General features: G+C 59.9%; 16 protein-coding genes. 9 read left to right on the forward strand and 7 right to left on the reverse strand.

Annotated elements, in window-relative coordinates:
- Positions 1-227: 227 nt before the first annotated feature.
- The 4 genes from hemG to pepQ are packed head-to-tail and all read right to left on the reverse strand — an operon-like array spanning position 228 to position 4,195.
- Entirely contained in the window at positions 228-752 is a 525-nt protein-coding gene (hemG, locus tag BS300_RS19235) for a menaquinone-dependent protoporphyrinogen IX dehydrogenase (RefSeq protein WP_071914698.1), read from the reverse strand.
- 7 nt (positions 753-759) lie between these two features.
- The gene (locus BS300_RS19240; RefSeq protein WP_071914700.1) at positions 760-2,217 is read right to left on the reverse strand and encodes a TrkH family potassium uptake protein; all 1,458 of its coding nucleotides are present in this window, start codon (positions 2,215-2,217) and stop codon (positions 760-762) included.
- Between the two features lie 38 nt (positions 2,218-2,255).
- Entirely contained in the window at positions 2,256-2,873 is a 618-nt protein-coding gene (locus BS300_RS19245; protein WP_071914702.1) for an IMPACT family protein, read from the reverse strand.
- Positions 2,873-4,195, reverse strand: a complete 1,323-nt coding sequence (gene pepQ / locus BS300_RS19250; RefSeq protein WP_071914704.1) for a Xaa-Pro dipeptidase — start codon at positions 4,193-4,195, stop codon at positions 2,873-2,875. The genes BS300_RS19245 and pepQ overlap by 1 nt, the downstream gene beginning before the upstream one ends.
- Positions 4,196-4,386: 191 nt before the next feature.
- On the opposite strand from pepQ, the gene BS300_RS19255 reads away from it, so the two are divergent.
- The 6 genes from BS300_RS19255 to BS300_RS19280 all read left to right on the forward strand — a co-directional run bounded on the left by BS300_RS19255 (position 4,387) and on the right by BS300_RS19280 (position 13,534).
- On the forward strand, positions 4,387-6,324 hold the full coding sequence (locus tag BS300_RS19255) for an acetoacetate--CoA ligase (RefSeq protein ID WP_071914706.1): 1,938 nt from the start codon (positions 4,387-4,389) through the stop codon (positions 6,322-6,324).
- Positions 6,325-6,528: 204 nt separating this feature from the next.
- A complete protein-coding gene (fadB, locus tag BS300_RS19260) occupies positions 6,529-8,676 on the forward strand; it encodes a fatty acid oxidation complex subunit alpha FadB (protein ID WP_071914709.1) in 2,148 nt (715 codons plus the stop codon).
- On the forward strand, positions 8,677-9,861 hold the full coding sequence (gene fadA / locus BS300_RS19265; protein WP_201915687.1) for an acetyl-CoA C-acyltransferase FadA: 1,185 nt from the start codon (positions 8,677-8,679) through the stop codon (positions 9,859-9,861).
- Positions 9,862-10,126: 265 nt separating this feature from the next.
- On the forward strand, positions 10,127-10,849 hold the full coding sequence (locus BS300_RS19270; protein WP_033112852.1) for a response regulator transcription factor: 723 nt from the start codon (positions 10,127-10,129) through the stop codon (positions 10,847-10,849).
- On the forward strand, positions 10,846-12,288 hold the full coding sequence (locus tag BS300_RS19275) for an ATP-binding protein (protein ID WP_041210601.1): 1,443 nt from the start codon (positions 10,846-10,848) through the stop codon (positions 12,286-12,288). The genes BS300_RS19270 and BS300_RS19275 overlap by 4 nt, the downstream gene beginning before the upstream one ends.
- A gap of 7 nt (positions 12,289-12,295) precedes the next feature.
- Complete coding sequence (locus BS300_RS19280; protein ID WP_071914712.1) at positions 12,296-13,534, forward strand: ABC transporter substrate-binding protein; 1,239 nt, start codon at positions 12,296-12,298, stop codon at positions 13,532-13,534.
- Between the two features lie 73 nt (positions 13,535-13,607).
- Here the strand turns inward: BS300_RS19280 and BS300_RS19285 are convergent, their stop codons facing one another.
- Positions 13,608-13,799 (reverse strand): hypothetical protein, encoded by a 192-nt coding sequence (locus BS300_RS19285; RefSeq protein WP_005339471.1) that lies wholly within the window; start codon positions 13,797-13,799, stop codon positions 13,608-13,610.
- A gap of 169 nt (positions 13,800-13,968) precedes the next feature.
- Between BS300_RS19285 and tusA the strand changes: the two genes are divergently transcribed.
- Positions 13,969-14,214: a sulfurtransferase TusA gene (gene tusA, locus BS300_RS19290; RefSeq protein WP_005342448.1), complete on the forward strand. Its 246-nt coding sequence runs from the start codon at positions 13,969-13,971 to the stop codon at positions 14,212-14,214.
- A gap of 22 nt (positions 14,215-14,236) precedes the next feature.
- Complete coding sequence (locus BS300_RS19295; RefSeq protein WP_033112855.1) at positions 14,237-14,584, forward strand: RidA family protein; 348 nt, start codon at positions 14,237-14,239, stop codon at positions 14,582-14,584.
- 137 nt (positions 14,585-14,721) lie between these two features.
- Here BS300_RS19295 and BS300_RS19300 read toward each other — a convergent pair whose 3' ends face one another.
- The gene (locus tag BS300_RS19300) at positions 14,722-15,378 is read right to left on the reverse strand and encodes an OmpA family lipoprotein (protein WP_071914713.1); all 657 of its coding nucleotides are present in this window, start codon (positions 15,376-15,378) and stop codon (positions 14,722-14,724) included.
- 252 nt (positions 15,379-15,630) lie between these two features.
- Here BS300_RS19300 and BS300_RS19305 point away from each other — a divergent pair, with 252 nt between their 5' ends.
- Positions 15,631-17,667 carry a bacteriohemerythrin gene (locus tag BS300_RS19305; RefSeq protein WP_071914714.1) on the forward strand — a complete coding sequence of 679 codons (2,037 nt, stop codon included), beginning with the start codon at positions 15,631-15,633 and terminating at the stop codon, positions 17,665-17,667.
- 81 nt (positions 17,668-17,748) lie between these two features.
- On the opposite strand, the gene BS300_RS19310 is transcribed toward BS300_RS19305, so the two are convergent.
- Positions 17,749-18,336 (reverse strand): DNA-3-methyladenine glycosylase I, encoded by a 588-nt coding sequence (locus tag BS300_RS19310; RefSeq protein WP_071914716.1) that lies wholly within the window; start codon positions 18,334-18,336, stop codon positions 17,749-17,751.
- Positions 18,337-18,523: the final 187 nt, after the last annotated feature.

Genomic DNA, 18,523 nt, shown 5'->3' on the forward strand with positions numbered 1-18,523 from the left:
GCTTTTCTTTCGGCGCCCACTTCGCTAGGGAAGCTGGCTCATCAGTCCGGCGTGTTCCGCCGTGCTGGTAGGGGCGCATTATAGGGAGCCGCGCTGGGATGACAAGATGGAAATTGCAAAAAATGGCATTTTTTACTGATTTCCGCTTCAACCGTTGTTTTATTAAACAAAAGCCCCGCATCGGCGGGGCTCTATGGGGCAATAAACCCTATATTCACATCGAATTGCTATCTTTTTGACCAGAATTCGCGTGCAAAGCTGCGCACCTTTTCCCAATCAGTAAATTCGAGGTCTTTACTGGTATCGGTACTACCACCGGTAATCTTCATAATCAGCTGGATAATGCGGGTCTGCCACCAGTTATAGCGAGAGTACTGCAGCGCACCGGCAAACACCCCCAGGGTTTTCGGCTTCCAGGGAGAGAGGCGCAGAAACTTCTTCATATAGGCATTGGTCTGCGGTGTCTGCTTCTCGGGCTTGCGAGCAGTCAGGTTGACGCAGAAGAAGGCGGCATTGGCGACCTCCAGCTGCTCATGGTGGGCATGAATAAAGCTGAGCAGGCTGGGGTGGAAGTTGCCATAGCGGATAGAGGCACCGATCAACACCTTCTTGTACTTGCTGAGATTGCACTTGGGCAGGGTATGCAGATCGTGCATCACCACTTCACATCCCGGCATCTCCTTCAGCATGACATCGATGATTTTGCGGGTTTGACCGTCCCGAGAGGAATAAAGCACCAGAATCTTGTCCATAACAACCTCAACTACGCCAGAATGCAGGGGTAAACAGTACCAGAAGCGTAAAAATTTCCAATCGGCCAAACAACATGGCCAACACCAGCACCCATTGTGCAGCGGGTGAAATATTCCCGAAGTTGGCAGAGACCTCTCCCAGACCTGGGCCTACGTTGGTAAAAGCAGCCGCCACGGCGGTGAATGCGGTCACTTCGTTCAACCCCGTCATCAGCAACAGCAACATGAATATAAAGAAGAGGATGATATAGGTAGCGAAGTAGCCCCACACCGCCTCAACGATGCGCTCGGGCACAGCCCGCTTCCCCAGCTTCAGGGTATAGATAGCTCTGGGGTGAACCAACCGTTTCAGTTCACGCATCCCCTGCATAAAGAGGATCATGAAGCGCATCACCTTGATGCCGCCACCGGTACTGCCTGCACAGCAGCCGATAAAAGCAGAAAACATCAGCAGCATGGGCAGGAAAGAGGGCCAGTCTGCATACGTAGTGGTGCTATAGCCGGTGGTGGTGCCCAGAGAGACCGCTTGGAACAGACCGTGGTTGAGTGCTTCTTGCCAAGTGGCGTAGTGCCCGTGGGTCAGCAAGGCGATAAAGCAGATCATCACCAGGGTCACCTGGATGGCCAGAAAGACCTTGAGCTCTGCGTCATAGAGGTAGCGCCCGAGCCGAACCGGTCGATGGGAAAAGACTGTAAAGTGGAGCGCAAAGTTCACGCTGGCCAGCAGCAGGAACACCACGGTAATCAGGTTGATGACCGGACTGTTGAAAAAACCGATGCTGGCATCGTGGGTAGAGAAACCACCGACCGACAGGGTCGAAAACGAATGACACACCGCATCAAACAGCGTCATCCCGGCCAGCCAGTAGGCCAGTGCACAGAGCGCGGTCAGCAGCAGGTAGATGAACCAGAGCGCCTTGGCCGTTTCGGCGATGCGTGGCGTCACCTTGGTATCCTTGACCGGGCCCGGGATCTCCGCCCGATAGAGCTGCATGCCCCCGATCCCCAGCAGCGGCAGCACAGCGACCGCCAACACGATGATCCCCATCCCCCCCAGCCACTGCAGCAGCTGGCGGTAGAACAGAAACGCCTTGGGCAGATTGTCCAGCCCGGTCAGCACGGTGGCGCCGGTGGTGGTCAGGCCGGAGAAAGATTCAAAGAATGCCTCGGAAACCGACATATGCGGGGTATCGCTCAGAATAAAGGGCACAGCCCCCACGCTACCCAACACTACCCAGAACAGCACCACAATGAGGAAACCCTCTTTCGCTCTGAGCTCCTTCTTGTGATAACGGTTGGGAAACCAGAGCGCGACCCCGAGCAACAGGGCCATGAGGAAAGATTTGATGAACTCGGCGCCGCCACCATCCCGATAACCAAACGCAACCAGCGCTGGCAGCAGCATGGTCGAGCTGAATAGCGCAACCAGCAGGCCAACGATGCGAATAATGCTCAGGGTGTGCATTCCGGCTCCTACTTCAAAACGATAAAGAGCGATGGATTCTAGCCATCTAAAGGCTGAAGGGATACCCGCCCATGGGTTCTGTCGGTCAATTCGCGGTCAACCCGCTCCCAGACCGCAGACTCCCACGCCACCTGCAGGGTGACCTGCTGGCCGTAATCGGCAGCCAGCAGTTCGCCGTTGTGACTGCTTATCAGTGACTCGACCACGCCCATGTCGCCATAGTCGCAATGAATGGAGGAAGGAGTACGCGGCACCTTGAGTTCGGTCACCAGCTGCTTGAGGGCTGCCCCCACGCCGCCGCCATAGGCTTTGACCAGTCCACCGGTGCCAAGCTGGATGCCGCCGTAGTAGCGCACCACCACGGCGCAGATTTCACCGAGCCCCGACCCCATCAACTGGGCCAGGATCGGCTTGCCCGCAGTACCGGAGGGTTCGCCATCATCACTGAAGCCATAGACCTGACTATCTTGCGGTGCGCCCGCCACAAAGGCCCAGCAGTGATGGCGAGCTGTCGGATGTTGACGCTTGATTTCGTTGACCCACCCCTTGGCCGCCTCGACGGTCGGGGTGTGAGCAATCAGGGTAATGAAACGACTCTTCTTGATCTCTTCGCTGAGCTCCAATGGAGCGGCCGGAATGGAGTACGCTGCCGCCATCATAGCCCTGCTTGTCTGGTCATGTTCTCCACCCCATTGGCATGCAGCACGATGTTGTCCTCAATGCGGATGCCGCCGAACGGACGCAGTGCCTCCACCTTGTTCCAGTTGACTCGCTTGCCCTGTTCGCCCTGACGCAGCGGCTCCAGCAGGCTGTCGATGAAGTAGAGACCGGGCTCGATAGTGAACACCTGACCCACCTCCATCACCCGGGTGCAGCGCAGATAGGGGAACTGCTCGGGAGCCGCCAGATGGGTGCCGCGCTCATCCTGCATGAAACCACCGGCATCGTGCACCTGCAAACCGAGGAAATGACCGAGACCATGGGGGAAGAAGACGTTGGTCACCCCGGTGTGGATCATCTCGTCCACCGACATATCCACCAACTCGGTCGCTTGCAGCAGGCGCGCCAGCTTGTGGTGCATCTGCAGATGCAGCTCACTGTAGCGACGACCCGGTTTGATCTCGCCGATGATCTCCTGCTGCTGCGCATCCAGCGCCGCGATGAGATCGGCAAACTCGCCACGCCGCCACGCCCAGGTACGGGTGATATCGGAGGCATAACCGTGGAAATCGACGCCCGCATCGATCAGGAAGGAGTAACGCTCGGCATCAGGCACCCGCACGGCCGAGAGATGGGTGTAGTGAAGAATGGCCGCATTGCGGTTGATGGCGACGATATTGCCGTAGGGCGCCTCATTGGCCCCCTGCCCGACCGCCTTCATGTAGGCCAGATTGATTTCGAACTCGCTCGCCCCTGCCATAAAAGAGTCCTTGGCCGCGATATGACCACGGACACCGATGCGGTTCGCCTCGCGCAGACACTCCAGCTCGTAGGGGGTCTTGTAGGCGCGGTGATAGTGCAGGTAGTTGAGCACTGCCTCCGGATTGGGCTGGGTCAGCCCCAGCAGCTCGGCCACTTCCAGATGACCGCCCAGATAGGCCCACTCCTGCTTGTTGCCCGGCAGATGATCGGCGACTTGTTCCGGTCGGGTCAGGAAGCGGATATCGAAGAACTCGACCCAGAAGGCATTGGGCAGATCCGCCACCTTGTGCCAGAAATCGACCGGACGATAGAACAGCAGGATTGGTTTGTTCACCCCGTCCACCAGCAGCCAGCAGTGGGGATTGTCCAGCACCGGCAACCAGGCCTTGAAGTGCGGGTTTACCTTGAACGGGTAATCCTGATCATCGAGGAATATACGGTGGGTCTGGCCGGAGTGGATGGCCAGCCCGCCAAGTCCCTGTTGCTGCAGGATATCGCGGGTGCGTTGCTGCAAAGTATCGAGATGCTGGGCAAAAAGTTGGCTGTAGCTGCTCATGGCGTCCTGCTCCGAGGTGAATGTGATTGCAGCATAACATCAAGCGCTTGGCGGCTCGACCCGTCAAGCTGCCGCTTCGTGAGGTAACGCATACGTTACAAACGTGTTTGTTATCAACAGAGAACCAGCCGTTAACAAATCAAGAACAATTCAATACACTGCCGGTAGATACATGAAGTCAGGGATTACTCATGGACAACCTCTGCCTGTGGCAACCGGATCCGCTCAGGATGCAGCAATCCAACCTCTACCGCTTTATGGCAGAGGTGAACCGCTTCCACGGCCTACAACTGCAGGACTATCCGCAGCTGTGGCAATGGTCGGTGGAAAAGACCACCCGCTTCTGGCCGCTGGTGTGGCAGCACTGCGGCGTCAAGGGCGAACTCGGCAACATAGTGGCGGAGAATCGTCAGGATATGCAGCGCACCCGCTGGTTCCCCGACAGCCGCCTCAACTTCGCCGAAAACCTGCTGCGCCGCCAGGACGAGAGCCCGGCCATCATCTCCCGCATCGAAGGGAGCCCAAGCCACACCCTGAGCTGGCGTGAGCTTGGGGAACAGGTTGCCCGGCTGGCTCAATGGCTGCGCAATCAGGGGATTGGTCGTGGCGATGTGGTTGCCGCCTATCTGCCCAATATCCCGGAAACCGTGGTAGCCATGCTGGCAACCACCAGTCTGGGGGCGATCTGGACCTCCACCAGCCCCGACTTTGGCGAGGCCAGCGTGGTAGAGCGCTTCGGCCAGACACGGCCGCGAGTGCTGTTTGCGGTGGATGGCTATCGCTACAACGGCAAGGCCATTGATATTCAGGACAAAGTGGCAGGGGTCGTCAGCCAGATCGACAGCATAGAGCAGACGGTGATGATCTCCCTGCTCGGCAACCCGCTGCAGCTTGGTCACGACTGGCAGCAACTGCTGGCAAGTCAACCGGACGCCGGCCTCCAGTTCGAGCCGATGGCTTTCAATGACCCGCTCTACATCCTCTACTCCTCCGGCACCACCGGCAAACCCAAGTGTATCGTGCACGGCATCGGCGGCACCCTGCTGCAACATCTGAAAGAGCACCAGCTGCACTGCGACATCAAGCCCGGGGAGCGCATCTTCTACTTCACCACCTGTGGCTGGATGATGTGGAACTGGCTGGTAAGCGCCCTCGCCTCCGGCGCCACTCTGGTGCTCTACGACGGCTCACCGTTTTATCCGGATGGCAATGTGCTGTGGGATCTCGCCCGCGACGAGCAGGTCGCCCTGTTCGGCACCTCGGCCAAGTATCTCGATGCTCTGCACAAACAGGGTTATGCCCCCATCAACAGCCACGACTTGCCGCACTTGCGGCTGATCTGCAGCACCGGCTCTGTGCTGTCGCCGGAGGGGTTTGACTACGTCTACCAGCAGATAAAGCAGGATGTGCAGCTCAGCTCCATCTCAGGTGGCACCGATATCTGCTCCTGCTTCGTCATCGGCAACCCGCTCAGCCCGGTCTATCGTGGCGAAAGTCAGGGGCGTGGCCTCGGTCTCGCGGTGCAGGTATTCAACGAAGCGGGTCAGCCGGTGCAGGGGGAGAAAGGCGAGCTGGTCTGCACCAAGCCGTTCCCGGCCCAGCCCATCTACTTCTGGGGTGACGAGAACGGCGACAAGTACCACGCCGCCTACTTCGAGCGGTTCGACAACATCTGGTGTCACGGCGACTGGATTGAGCTGACCCCGACCGGCGGCATTCTGTTCTACGGCCGCTCCGACGCCACCCTCAACCCGGGGGGCGTGCGTATCGGCACCAGCGAGATCTATCGCTACGTCGAACGGCTCGACGAAGTGGAAGAGAGCATCGTCATCGGCCAGCAATGGCAGCAGGACGAGCGGGTGGTGCTGTTCGTCAAGCTCAAGGCGGGTTGCAAGCTGGATGAGCCGCTGCGCGAGCGGATCCGCCAGCAAATAAAGCAGCACTGCACCGCCCGCCACGTGCCCGCCCGCATCCTGCAGGTGGATGCCATCCCACGCACCAAGTCCGGCAAGATCGTCGAACTGGCGGTGCGGGAGGTGGTACACAACAGACCCGTCAACAATACTCATGCCCTCGCCGATCCCGAGGTGCTGAACCAGTATCGCAACCGGCCGGAACTGGCCAGTTGATAACAAACTCACATCCATCCGGGGAGCCGCAAGGCGCCTCTCTTTTGCCCGTTTTGTGATGAGGAGCTTTTACTCGAGAACTGTTAAACAAATGTTTTAAATAGGTGTTGAAAATGTCTCCTTTTGGATCAATAGTGAGCCTCGCCCCCTGCTGGGGATTAAGGAGCACCACTCCCCACTGAGTGGGAACAAGGAGACACTCTCATGATCTACCAAGGCGAAACCCTGTCGGTCAGCTACCTCGAAAACGGCATTGCCGAGCTGAGGTTTGATGCCCCGGGTTCAGTCAACAAGCTGGATCGCGCTACCCTGCTCTCCCTGAGCGAAGCGATCGCCGCATTACAACAAGAACGTGAACTAAAAGGTCTGATCCTCACCTCCGGCAAAGACGCCTTTATCGTCGGTGCCGACATTACCGAATTCCTGGAACTGTTCGATCTGCCGCAGGAAGATCTGCTCGGCTGGCTGAAAAAGGCCAACGATATCTTCAACGCCATCGAAGATCTGCCGGTGCCGACCCTCTCCGCCATCAAGGGCCACGCCCTCGGCGGCGGCTGCGAGACCATCCTCTCCACCGACTTCCGTCTGGCCGACACCACCGCCAAAATCGGCCTGCCCGAGACCAAACTCGGCATCATGCCGGGCTTTGGCGGCACCGTCCGTCTGCCGCGGGTGATCGGCGCCGACAACGCGCTCGAGTGGATCACCACCGGCAAGGATTATCGTGCCGATGACGCCCTCAAGGTGGGTGCCATCGATGCCGTGGTCGCCCCTGACGCGCTGCAGAGCGCTGCGCTGCAGATGATCAAGGACGCCATCGCGGGCAAACTGGACTGGCAGAGCCGTCGCGCCGCCAAGAAAGCGCCGCTGCGCCTCTCCAAACTGGAAGCCATGATGAGCTTCACCACCGCCGCTGGCATGGTTGCCGCCGTGGCGGGCAAACACTATCCGGCGCCGATGACCGCGGTGAAAACCGTCGAGGCCGCCGCCGGCATGGGCCGTGACGAAGCGCTGGTCGTTGAGGCACAGGGCTTTATCAAGCTGGCCAAGACCGACGTGGCCAAGGCGCTGGTCGGTATCTTCCTGAACGATCAGCACATCAAGGCACTGGCCAAAAAGGCTGCCAAGCAGGCGAGCAAGGCCACCGACCATGCCGCCGTACTGGGTGCCGGCATCATGGGGGGCGGCATCGCCTACCAGTCTGCCAGCAAGGGCATTCCGGCGGTGATGAAGGATATCAACGAGAAGGCACTGGCACTTGGCATGGGTGAAGCCACCAAGCTGCTCAACGGTCAACTCGAAAAGGGCCGCATCGACGGCATCAAGATGGGCCAGGTGCTCTCTGCCATTACCCCGACCCTCAGCTATGACAACGTCAAAGGCGTGGACGTAGTGGTCGAAGCCGTGGTCGAGAACCCGAAAGTGAAGGCCGCCGTGCTGGGTGAAGTGGAAGGCGTGATCGGCGAAGACGCCGTGCTCGCCAGCAACACCTCCACCATCCCAATCTCCCTGCTGGCCAAGGGGCTGAAGCGCCCGCAGAACTTCTGCGGCATGCACTTCTTCAACCCGGTGCACCGCATGCCACTGGTGGAGATCATCCGCGGCGAGCAGACCTCCGATGAAACCATCAACCGCGTGGTGGCCTATGCCGCCGCCATGGGCAAGTCCCCGGTAGTGGTCAACGACTGCCCGGGCTTCTTCGTCAACCGGGTGCTGTTCCCCTACTTCTTCGGCTTCAACAAGCTGGTCGCCGATGGCGCCGACTTCGCCGCCGTCGACAAGGTAATGGAGAAGGAGTTCGGCTGGCCCATGGGCCCCGCCTACCTGCTGGACGTGGTCGGCATCGACACCGGTCACCATGCCGGTGACGTGATGGCGCAGGGCTTCCCGGCACGCATGAGCAAGGAAGGCCGCACCGCCATCGACGTGATGTACGAAGTGAACCGCTTCGGTCAGAAGAACGGCAAGGGCTTCTACGCCTACGAGCAGGACAAGAAGGGCAAGCCGAAGAAGGTGGCTGACGCCGCCAGTTACGAGCTGCTGGCCCCCATCGCCAAGCCGAAACAGGATTTCGACAAGGACGCCATCATCGCTCGCATGATGATCCCGATGATCAACGAGGTGGTGCTCTGTCTGGAAGAGGGCATTGTCGCCACGCCAGCCGAAGCCGACATCGCACTGGTCTACGGTCTGGGCTTCCCTCCCTTCCGCGGCGGCGTGTTCCGCTATCTGGACACTATCGGTCTGGATCGCTACGTGGCCATGGCCGACCAGTATGCCGATTTGGGCCCGCTCTACCGCGTCAGCGACAAGCTGCGCGAGATGGCCGCCCAGGGCAAAACCTTCTACTGATTGCGGAAAGGAGATCCATTCATGAAAGACGTAGTCATTGTCGACTGTATCCGGACCCCGATGGGCCGGTCCAAGGGCGGCGCCTTCCGCAACGTGCGTGCAGAAGATCTGTCCGCGCACCTGATGAAATCCATCCTGCTGCGCAACCCCAACCTCGACCCGAACGAGATCGAGGATATCTACTGGGGCTGCGTGCAGCAGACCCTGGAGCAGGGCTTCAACATCGCCCGCAACGCCGCCTTGCTGGCCGGCATTCCGAAGCAGGTGGGGGCGGTCACCGTCAACCGTCTGTGCGGCTCCAGTATGCAGGCGCTGCATGACGCCTCTCGCGCCATTCAGGTAGGTGATGGGGATATCTTCATCATCGGCGGCGTCGAGCACATGGGTCACGTACCGATGAGCCACGGCGTCGACTTCCACCCCGGCATGGCCAAATCGGTGGCGAAAGCCTCCGGCATGATGGGATTGACTGCCGAGATGCTCGGCAAGCTGCACGGCATCAGCCGTCAGCAGCAGGACGAGTTTGCCGCCCGCTCCCACCGCCGTGCCCACGCGGCCACCGTGGAAGGACGTTTTGCCAAGGAGATCGTCGGGCTGGAAGGCCATGACGCCAGCGGCGCCCGCTTCTTCTACGACTACGACGAGGTGATCCGCCCGGAGACCACGGTCGAAACCCTGAGCCAGCTGCGCCCGGTGTTTGACCCGGTCAACGGCACCGTCACCGCTGGCAGCTCCTCGGCCCTGTCCGATGGCGCCGCCGCCATGCTGGTGATGAGCGCGGATCGCGCCAAGGCCCTCGGCCTCACGCCGCGCGCCAAGGTACGTGCCATGGCCATCGCTGGCTGTGACGCTGCCATCATGGGTTACGGCCCGGTTCCGGCGACCCAGAAGGCGCTCAAACGGGCCGGTCTGACCATCGGTGACATCGACCTGTTCGAGCTGAACGAGGCGTTTGCCGCCCAGTCCCTGCCCTGCGTGAAAGATTTGGGTCTGCAGGATCAGGTGGACGAGAAGGTGAACCTGAACGGCGGCGCCATTGCGCTGGGTCACCCGCTCGGCTGCTCCGGTGCGCGCATCTCCACCACCCTCATCAATCTGATGGAGGAGAAGGATGCCACGCTGGGGGTTGCCACCATGTGTATCGGTCTGGGTCAGGGCATCGCCACCGTATTCGAGCGAGTGTAATCCACAAGCAACTCGATCGAATATCAACGTTTTCGGGGCCGGCATGACCGGCCCCTTTTCAAATCTGAGGCCATCGCCACACGGGGTACTGGCCTGTAGTCGGATGCTGGGTATTGGCCGTCCCGTTTGGGTCGGCCTTTTTTCGTTTTAAACCCGGCAATGGGTGGTTATTGCTCCAAACCTCACATTAGATAGGGGGCTTGCTTGCTTTTTGCTCCCCCGACAGGTTCAATCTGCACAAAAAAATGGGTGGATGCACATACATATGTCAATGAGCAAACAACTGCTGATCGTCGATGACGACCAAGAGATCCGCGAGCTGCTCAATGAATACCTGACCCGGGCGGGCTTTCAGGTATTGACGGCGGCAGAGGGTAACGAGATGCGCGAGCAACTCGCCCAGCACAGCCCGGACCTGATCATTCTGGACATCATGATGCCCGGCGAGGATGGCTTTACCCTCTGCCAGCAGATCCGTCGCACCTCCCAGGTGCCCATCATCATGCTGACTGCGGCTTCCGACGAGGCGGATCGGGTGATCGGCCTCGAACTCGGCGCCGATGACTACATCGCCAAGCCCTTCAGCCCGCGTGAACTGCAGGCCCGCATCAAGGCCTTGCTGCGCCGCGCCGAATTTCGCCAGCCGGAAAAAGAGAAAGAGCCAAGCCGTCGCCTGCGCTTCGCCGAGTGGACCCTGGATACCCTGAGCCACCAGCTGACCCACGAAGATGGCAGCCTGCTGGATCTTTCCGGCAGCGATGCCATGCTGCTCGGCATGTTCCTGCAACAGCCCGGCGTGGTGCTGGATCGGGATACCATCTCCGATGCCACCCGCGGCCGCGAAAGCCTGCCGATGGAACGTGGCATCGACGTACAGATCAGCCGCCTGCGCCAGAAGCTGGGCGACAATGGCAAGAGCCCGCGCATCATCAAGACCATCCGCGGTAGCGGCTACATGCTGATCGCCGAGGTACACGAACTGCCATGAGCAACAAGTGGTCCTGGGGGGCGCTGGTGCCCCGCTCTCTGCTGTCGCGGATGATCCTGCTGCTGTTGCTGGCCATCCTGCTCTCCCAGACCATACTGACCGGCATCTGGATGCAGCAGATCCAGAAGCGGGAGCTGGAAGGGATGCTCAGCACCACCCGCAACCTCGCCATGTCTGCCGCCTCCACCGTCAACTTCTTCAAATCCCTGCCGCTGCAATATCGCCACATCGCCCTCGACCAGCTGCGCAACATGGGCGGCAGCCGCTTCTTCGTCTCGCTGAACGAAGAGGAGATCCACATCAACGCCATCCCCGACAGCGAACGCAAGACGCAGGTGCTGGAGGAGGTGCAGGGAGTGCTGACCCGCAAGCTCTCCGATGCCATGGCGATAAAGGTGGACTTCTCGCGACCCGAAGATCTCCACGTATTCAACAACGACACCCTGCTGGCGGATCTTCCCTCCTCCTGGGCGCGCTACACCCTGTCGCTCGAGCCCATCAATCCGCCGGTGCTGGTGACCCAGATCGAGATCGAAAAGGGGGAGTGGCTCTATCTGGCGGCCCTGCTGCCCGCCCCCTACATGACCTTGGATGACACCGTCATGCCGAGCAACCAGGTGCGCTTCATCGCCCTGATGACGGTGTTCCTCTGCTTCTTCACCTTTATGCTGGTGCGCTGGCAGACCCGGCCACTGCGCCGGCTGGCCAAAGCGGCGGTCAACCTCGGCAAGGATATCGACCAGCCTTCGCTCAAGGAGGAGGGCGCCTCCGAGATCGTGGCAGCGACCCGCGCCTTCAACATCATGCAGCACCGAATCCGCCGCTATATCGATGATCGGGAGCGGCTGTTCAGCTCGATTTCCCACGACCTCAAGACCCCCATCACCCGGCTGCGGCTGCGAGTCGAGTTGCTCGACGACGAGGTTCAGATCGCCAAGTTCAACAAGGACCTCGACGAACTCGAGCTGATGGTGAAAGGGGCGCTGCAGACGGTCAAAGAGACCGACATCCACGAGAACATCGAAGAGATCGACATCAACGCCCTGCTGGAGCAGATGGCCGAGTCGCTCAACCTCCACGACGAACGTCTCACCATCGAGGGGCACTGCAAGTGGCCCTACCGCGGCAAGCTGCTGGCTCTCAAGCGCTGCATCGGCAATCTGGTGGACAACGGCATCAAATATGGCCAGCGGGTACGCATCATCATCATGGATGACGAGGAGATGCTGATCCTCTTCATCATGGATGAGGGCCCCGGCCTGCCGGATGACCAGTTCGAGCGCATCTTCGAGCCCTATTACCGACTCAGCACGGATCAGGCCGGCACCGGCCTCGGGCTCGGCATCGCCCGCAACATCGCCCACGCCCACGGCGGCGATCTGGTGCTGGAAAATCGTCCGCAAGGTGGTCTGCAGGCCACCCTCTCACTGCCAAGGTAGTCTTCTCATGAAGTGGTTCCCTCTCCCCCTGCTCGCCCTGCTCTCCGGTTCTGTCTGTGCCTCCCAGGTGGAGGTGCTGCACTGGTGGACCTCCGGCGGCGAAGCGCAGGCGGTCGAAGTGCTCAAATCGGAGTGGATCGCCAAGGGCAACCAGTGGAATGACTTCGCGGTACAGGGCGGTGGTGGCAAGAGCGCCATGACGGTGCTGAAAAGCCGGGCGCTGGCAGCCAACCCGCCGGAGGCGGCCCATCTCAAGGGGTTTGAGCTCAAGGAGTGGGCCGGGCTCGGTTTTTTGCGCGACCTCACCCCCATGGCGGAGCACCTCGGCTGGTACAGCCAGATGCCGCCTATGGTGCGGGCCACCCTCAGCCAGAACGGCGCCCTGATGGCGGTGCCTACCGGTATCCACCGGGTCAACTGGTTATGGCTCAACCGCAAGGTGTTCGAGCAACAAAAACTCACCCCTCCCACCGACTGGGCCCAGTTCGTGACGGTCGCCGACAAGCTTAAAAAACGGGGCATCACTCCGCTCGCCATCGGTAACGAGCCCTGGCAGCTGGCCGTCCTGTTTGAAACGGTGGCGCTCGGTGAAGGGGGCAAGCAGTTCTATCGCAAAGCCTTTGTGGAACAGGACAGCGCCACCCTGACCGGCCCTGACATGGTACGGGTCCTGACCCGCTTCCAGCAGCTGCGCGCCTACGTCCCGCAAAAGTACGCCGGACTGAAATGGCATCAGGCCACCAATCTGCTGGAAAGCGGCGGGGCAGCCATGCAGGTGATGGGTGACTGGGTGAAGGGGGAGCTGCTCGCCGGCAACTACCGGCCGGGCGAAGATATCGAATGCCTGCCGAGCCCTGGCAGCACCGGGCTGTTCAGCTACAACCTCGACTCCATCGCCATGTTCAAACAGCGGGATCCGGCCCAGCTGCAGGCGCAGGGGGAGCTGGCCCAGCTGCTGATGACGCCGAAGTTTCAGGAGGAGTTCAACCGGGTGAAGGGGTCGATCCCGGCGCTGACCAAGCCAAACATGAGCAAGTTTGATCGCTGCGCCATCCGCTCCTATCAGGATTTCCTCCACGCCGAACAACAGGACAATCTGCTGCCCAGCATGGCAGAGGGGATGGCCACTCCCACCAATATGCGTCAGGCGATTCTGGATGTGCTGAGCAACTTCTTCAACGACCCCAAAGCCAGCCCGCAGCAGACAGCGCTGCATCTGGAGCGGGCAATGCGCTCGACCCGCTGATCCGGTCTACTGGCCAATCGACAGAAATGACAAAGGCGGATTGCTCCGCCTTTGTTGTTGAATCGTCATCAAGTCAGGATTGATCGTTTTCGTCCTCATCCTCGTCATAGTAATCGCTGAGCTCGATCCAGAGCCCCAGCCCGACCATCACCATGGAACCGAACCAGGTACCGGTATTCCCGATCGGGCTGCCCATCACTATCATTGCGAAGGACAAGAACCCCATGCCTGCATAGGCCTGCAATCTGCCGTAGGAGACCTGCATATTCACCTCCTTGTTGAATATGGTTCAATTTTTATATTACTCGTCCGGCAGGCGCTGGATAGTCCGCAATAACATTTTGGTTACATATGCTGTTAGACAGGCCAATGGTTTGCTTATTTTTTAGCCCTGAGTATCATTGGCAGCCGAATAGGTTGAAGGTTGATGATAGATGAGTGATTTATTCTGCGATGCAACTCACGAGTTGGACGCAATCGGGCTTCGTTGCCCGGAGCCTGTGATGATGGTGCGTAAAAAAGTGCGGCTGATGGCTGACGGGGAGACCCTGCTGGTCAGTGCCGACGATCCCTCAACCACCCGCGACATCCCCAGTTTCTGCCGCTTTATGGATCACACTCTGGTCGCCAGCGAGACAGAGCAGGCCCCCTACCGTTATCTGATCCGCAAGGGTCAATAATTCCCCGTTTCCGGAGCACGCCATGACAACCATTACCCGAATCGGCACCACCCAGCGTTGGTCTGACGTCGTCATTCACAACGGCACCCTTTATGTGGTGGAAGTCCCCGTCAGCGAAGAGGCCGACATCCACCAGCAGACCCGCGAAGTGCTGACCAGTCTGCAACGCCTGCTGGAAGCCAACGGCTCCGGCGTCGACAAGATCCTGATGGCCAACATCTATCTGAAAGACATTGGCGACATCGCCGCTTTCAACGAGCAGTGGGATGCCTGGATCCCTGCCGGCACCGCGCCGGTTAGAGCCTGTGTACAGGCCCGTCTGGCCCACGAAGGCTACAAGGTGGAAGTGCAGCTGACTGCAGCTGTCTAAGAGGCGGTTCTTCCCCTCATCCCCGGCCCTTCTCCCACAAGGGGAGCAAAGAACAAGGAGCCATTGCTCGCAACGGCGCCAATAGAAAGGCCCCACCATCACTGGCGGGGCCTTTTCGTTACCGAAACCTGAACGACTTAGGCAGTCGGGGTCAGGGTAATGGTGACGCGGCGGTTCTGGGCTTTGCCGGCTGCGGTGCTGTTGCTGGCAATCGGCTGATCCGGGCCAACACCGGTAGTGGAGATACGGCTGCCTGCAACACCCTGACCGATCAGCTGGGCGGCAACGGCGTCGGCGCGCTCGCGGGAGAGCTTCATGTTCAGATCGCGGGAACCAGTGCTGTCGGTGTGACCGACTACGTTCAGGCGAGTCTTGTCGAACTCGGCAACCACCATAGCCACGCCGGACAGGGTGTTGGCGCCGGCCGCTTTCAGCTGGGAGCTGGAGCTGTCGAAGGTGACGTTGTTCGGCATGTTGAGGATCAGATCGTTGCCATTACGGGTAACGCTGACACCAGTGCCCTGCAGCTTCTCGCGCAGCTTGGCCTCCTGCACATCCATGTAGTAACCGATACCGCCACCCAGCGCGGCACCGGCGGCCACGCCAGTCAGGATACCCTTCTTGCGGTCACCCTTGCTGGAGGAGAGCGCGCCTACTGCGGCACCGGCAGCGGCACCGGCCAGTGCGCCCCAGGCGCCCTTGGAGGTCTGGGATTCACCAGTGTAGGGGTTGGTGGTACAGCCACTCAGGGCAACGGCGAGGGCAACAGCGGGAACCAGAGTCTTGAAATGCATGAAAAAACCTCAAAGAAACAACTCGATAAACTGAAGGGCGGCATTCTACCCCAGAGGTGTGCCAAGGTGTGACGTCAGCAGAAAGAGAGTGACACCGGGCAGAAAAGGGCAGTATCGGTCATTGAACTTGCTCTTCCCTGAACCAGAGGGGAAAACCTGATGACAAGACAGGATATGTGATGAAAGGCAGGCCGTTGGGTGGCTCCATTGACTACTATTGAAGGTACTGTCAATAGGGCATCCGAGGGTTCCATGTCTTCACTGCTTCGCAATATATCGATCCGGCGCCTGCTGCTGGGGGCAAGCCTCATCATCTTGCTGACCATGGTACTGAGCAACATCTGGCGCAGCACATTGACCAGCCAGCTCGGACTGCTACCGGGCGAAGTCATCAAGATCACCAACGCCCAGATAACGCTGCAGGAGCTGCGCTACCACACCACCCAGGTACAACAATTCCTCACCGATGCCGCCGTATCGGGGGAGCAGGACTCCATCGGCGAGGCAGAGCAGCATGCCCAGGCGGCTCGTCAGCTACTCGACACCCTGCCGCGGTTGCAGAGTGCCCTGACCCCCCTGCTGACCCGTCAGCTGGATGTGGGCAAGCGGATGGTCGATGCCTATCTCAAAGAGGGGCGTGAGGCGGGCAACCGCCTGATGAAGGAGCCGGATCAGGGCTTCGATGCGCTGACCGACAGCATCTCCAGCGCGGTCGAACAGGCGCTCGAACAGCAGCGGCAACAACTGCAGCAGCAGGAGCTCGTCATTGAAAATCAGAACCATACCCTGCAGAGCCAGGATATGATCCTGCTGGTCGTCAGCCTGGCCGTTATCATGCTGATGCTGCTGCTGATCCACTTCAAAACCGTCAAACCGTTACAACAACTGATGGCCCAGCTGGTCGAGCTGGCCAATCACAGCCACAACCTCACCTTCCGGCTGCGCATTCAGGGGCAGGACGAATTCGCCTATCTGGCCAAGGTGTTCAACCGCTTCCTCGACAATATCGACAGCCTGATCGGCTCGGTGCAGCAGGTTTCCCACAAGACTCATGACAAGATGGCTCTGCTGATGAACCACTCCGGCAGCACCTTCAACAGCATGCAGCAGGCTCAGCAAAACACCGACATGCTGGCGGCCGCCATCAACGAAATGACCGCCACCGTCCACAACATCGAGCACAACACCGAGCAGGCCAGTCAGGATACCCTGCTCACCCAACAGCAGGCCCACGATGGCCAACAGCAGGTGAGCCAGACCATCGCCCTGATCCGTCAGGTCGCCGACCATATTGAGCAATCCGCCGGAGAAGTAACCCAGCTGGATCAGGAGAGCACCCAGATCGGCAACATCTTGCAGGTGATCCGCACCATCTCGGAACAGACCAACCTGCTGGCCCTCAACGCCGCCATCGAGGCGGCCCGGGCCGGCGAACAGGGGCGCGGCTTTGCGGTGGTGGCCGACGAGGTGCGCCAGCTGGCTATTCGTACCCAGGCGGCTACCGTCGATATCCAGCAGCGGATCGAGGCGCTGCAGAACAACACCCGCCATGCGGTCAACACCATGCACACTACCCGCAATGTCAGCGAGCAGGCGGTCAATCAGGCGGCCGGCACCGGCGAAACTCTGGGAGCCATCGTCGAGGCGATCACCCGGGTAGCCGACATGAACGGCCAGATCGCCACCGCCGCGGAGCAGCAGGCCAAGGTGACCGAAGAGACCAACCGCAACGTAATGCTGGTCGCCAACATCGCCCGCGAGTGTCTGGACCTTTCGCGCGAGAGCCGCACCCACACCCGGGATCTCAATCAGGCCAATGAGGAGATCCGTCTGGTCAGCGATCAGTTCGAGGTCAACTCAAACCCCCACAATGGTAACGAGCAAGACCTGCTGCACTGGAACGAGTCCTTTATGGTCAACGTACCGAGCGTGGACCGCCAGCATCAGGGGTTGTTCGAGGCGATGAACCGCTTCTACCACGCCGTCCGTGACAACAGTTCGCCCCAGCAGCGCAAACAGCGGCTGGACGAGCTGCTCAAGCTGGCGACCCAGCACTTTGCCGATGAAGAGAAGAGCATGGAGCAGGCCTGCTACCCCGACCTGCAACGCCACAAGCAGGAGCATGCCAAGCTGCTGGCCGAGCTGGGCGCCCTGATCCGCCGCGAAGGGGGCGACGAGCAGGAGCGCAATATGGAGATGATCATCTTCCTCAAGAACTGGCTGCTCAACCACATCTTCCGGGTGGACAAGCAGTACAGCGACTGCATGATCAAGGCGGGGGTGAAGTAACCCTCCTTCACCTTGCCAGCAACCGGACAATGCCAGTCAGCCATGACTGGCATTGTTGTTTTCGGGGCCGGTTTGACAGAACTATGTGCGGGGCTGACGGGTGGCCTGCTGGCATTCGGCGTGGCAAGGACAGCTGACCAGATGATCGTTGACCATCCCCACCGCCTGCATAAAGGCGTAGCAGATAGTGCTGCCGACGAAGGTAAAGCCGCGTTTCTTGAGCGCTTTCGACATGGCATCCGACTCCGGCGAGGTCGCCGGAATATCGCCATTGCCCTGGCGCTGGTTGACGATGGGGGCGCCGCCCACGAAGCCCCACAGATAATCGACGAAGTCGATGCCCTCGGCCTCCAGCGCCAGCAGGGCGCGGGCGTTTTTGATGATCGACTGTACCTTGAGCCGGTTGCGGATAATGCCGCTGTCCTGCATCAGCCGCTCCACATCCTGCTCGTCGAACTGCACGATACGCTGCGGATCAAAGTCGGCATAGGCGCGGTAATAGCTCTCGGTGCGCTTGAGAATAGTGATCCACGACAGTCCCGCCTGCTGGCCGTCGAGGCAGAGCTTGGCAAACAGCTCGCGGGCGTCATAGACCGGCCTGCCCCACTGTTTGTCATGGTATTCAATATATTCCGGGTCTTTGGTCACCCAGGCGCAGCGCAGTTCCATTTCCTCTCCCCTGTTATTTCAGCGGTTTGCCCGACCCTGCCCACTCAGCAGGCGGCACTGCTCACATCATATACCGGACAGCCCGCCCGACCAGCCAGAGCGCAGCACCATCCCGCGAATCCGCTGCAATTTCGCCTATTATCCGACCATGCCAGACGGTATACTCCCTCGGTTCACATTCAGCAAA

It is taken from the genome of Aeromonas sp. SCS5 (assembly GCF_001887375.1).
GTDB lineage: Bacteria > Pseudomonadota > Gammaproteobacteria > Enterobacterales > Aeromonadaceae > Aeromonas > Aeromonas jandaei.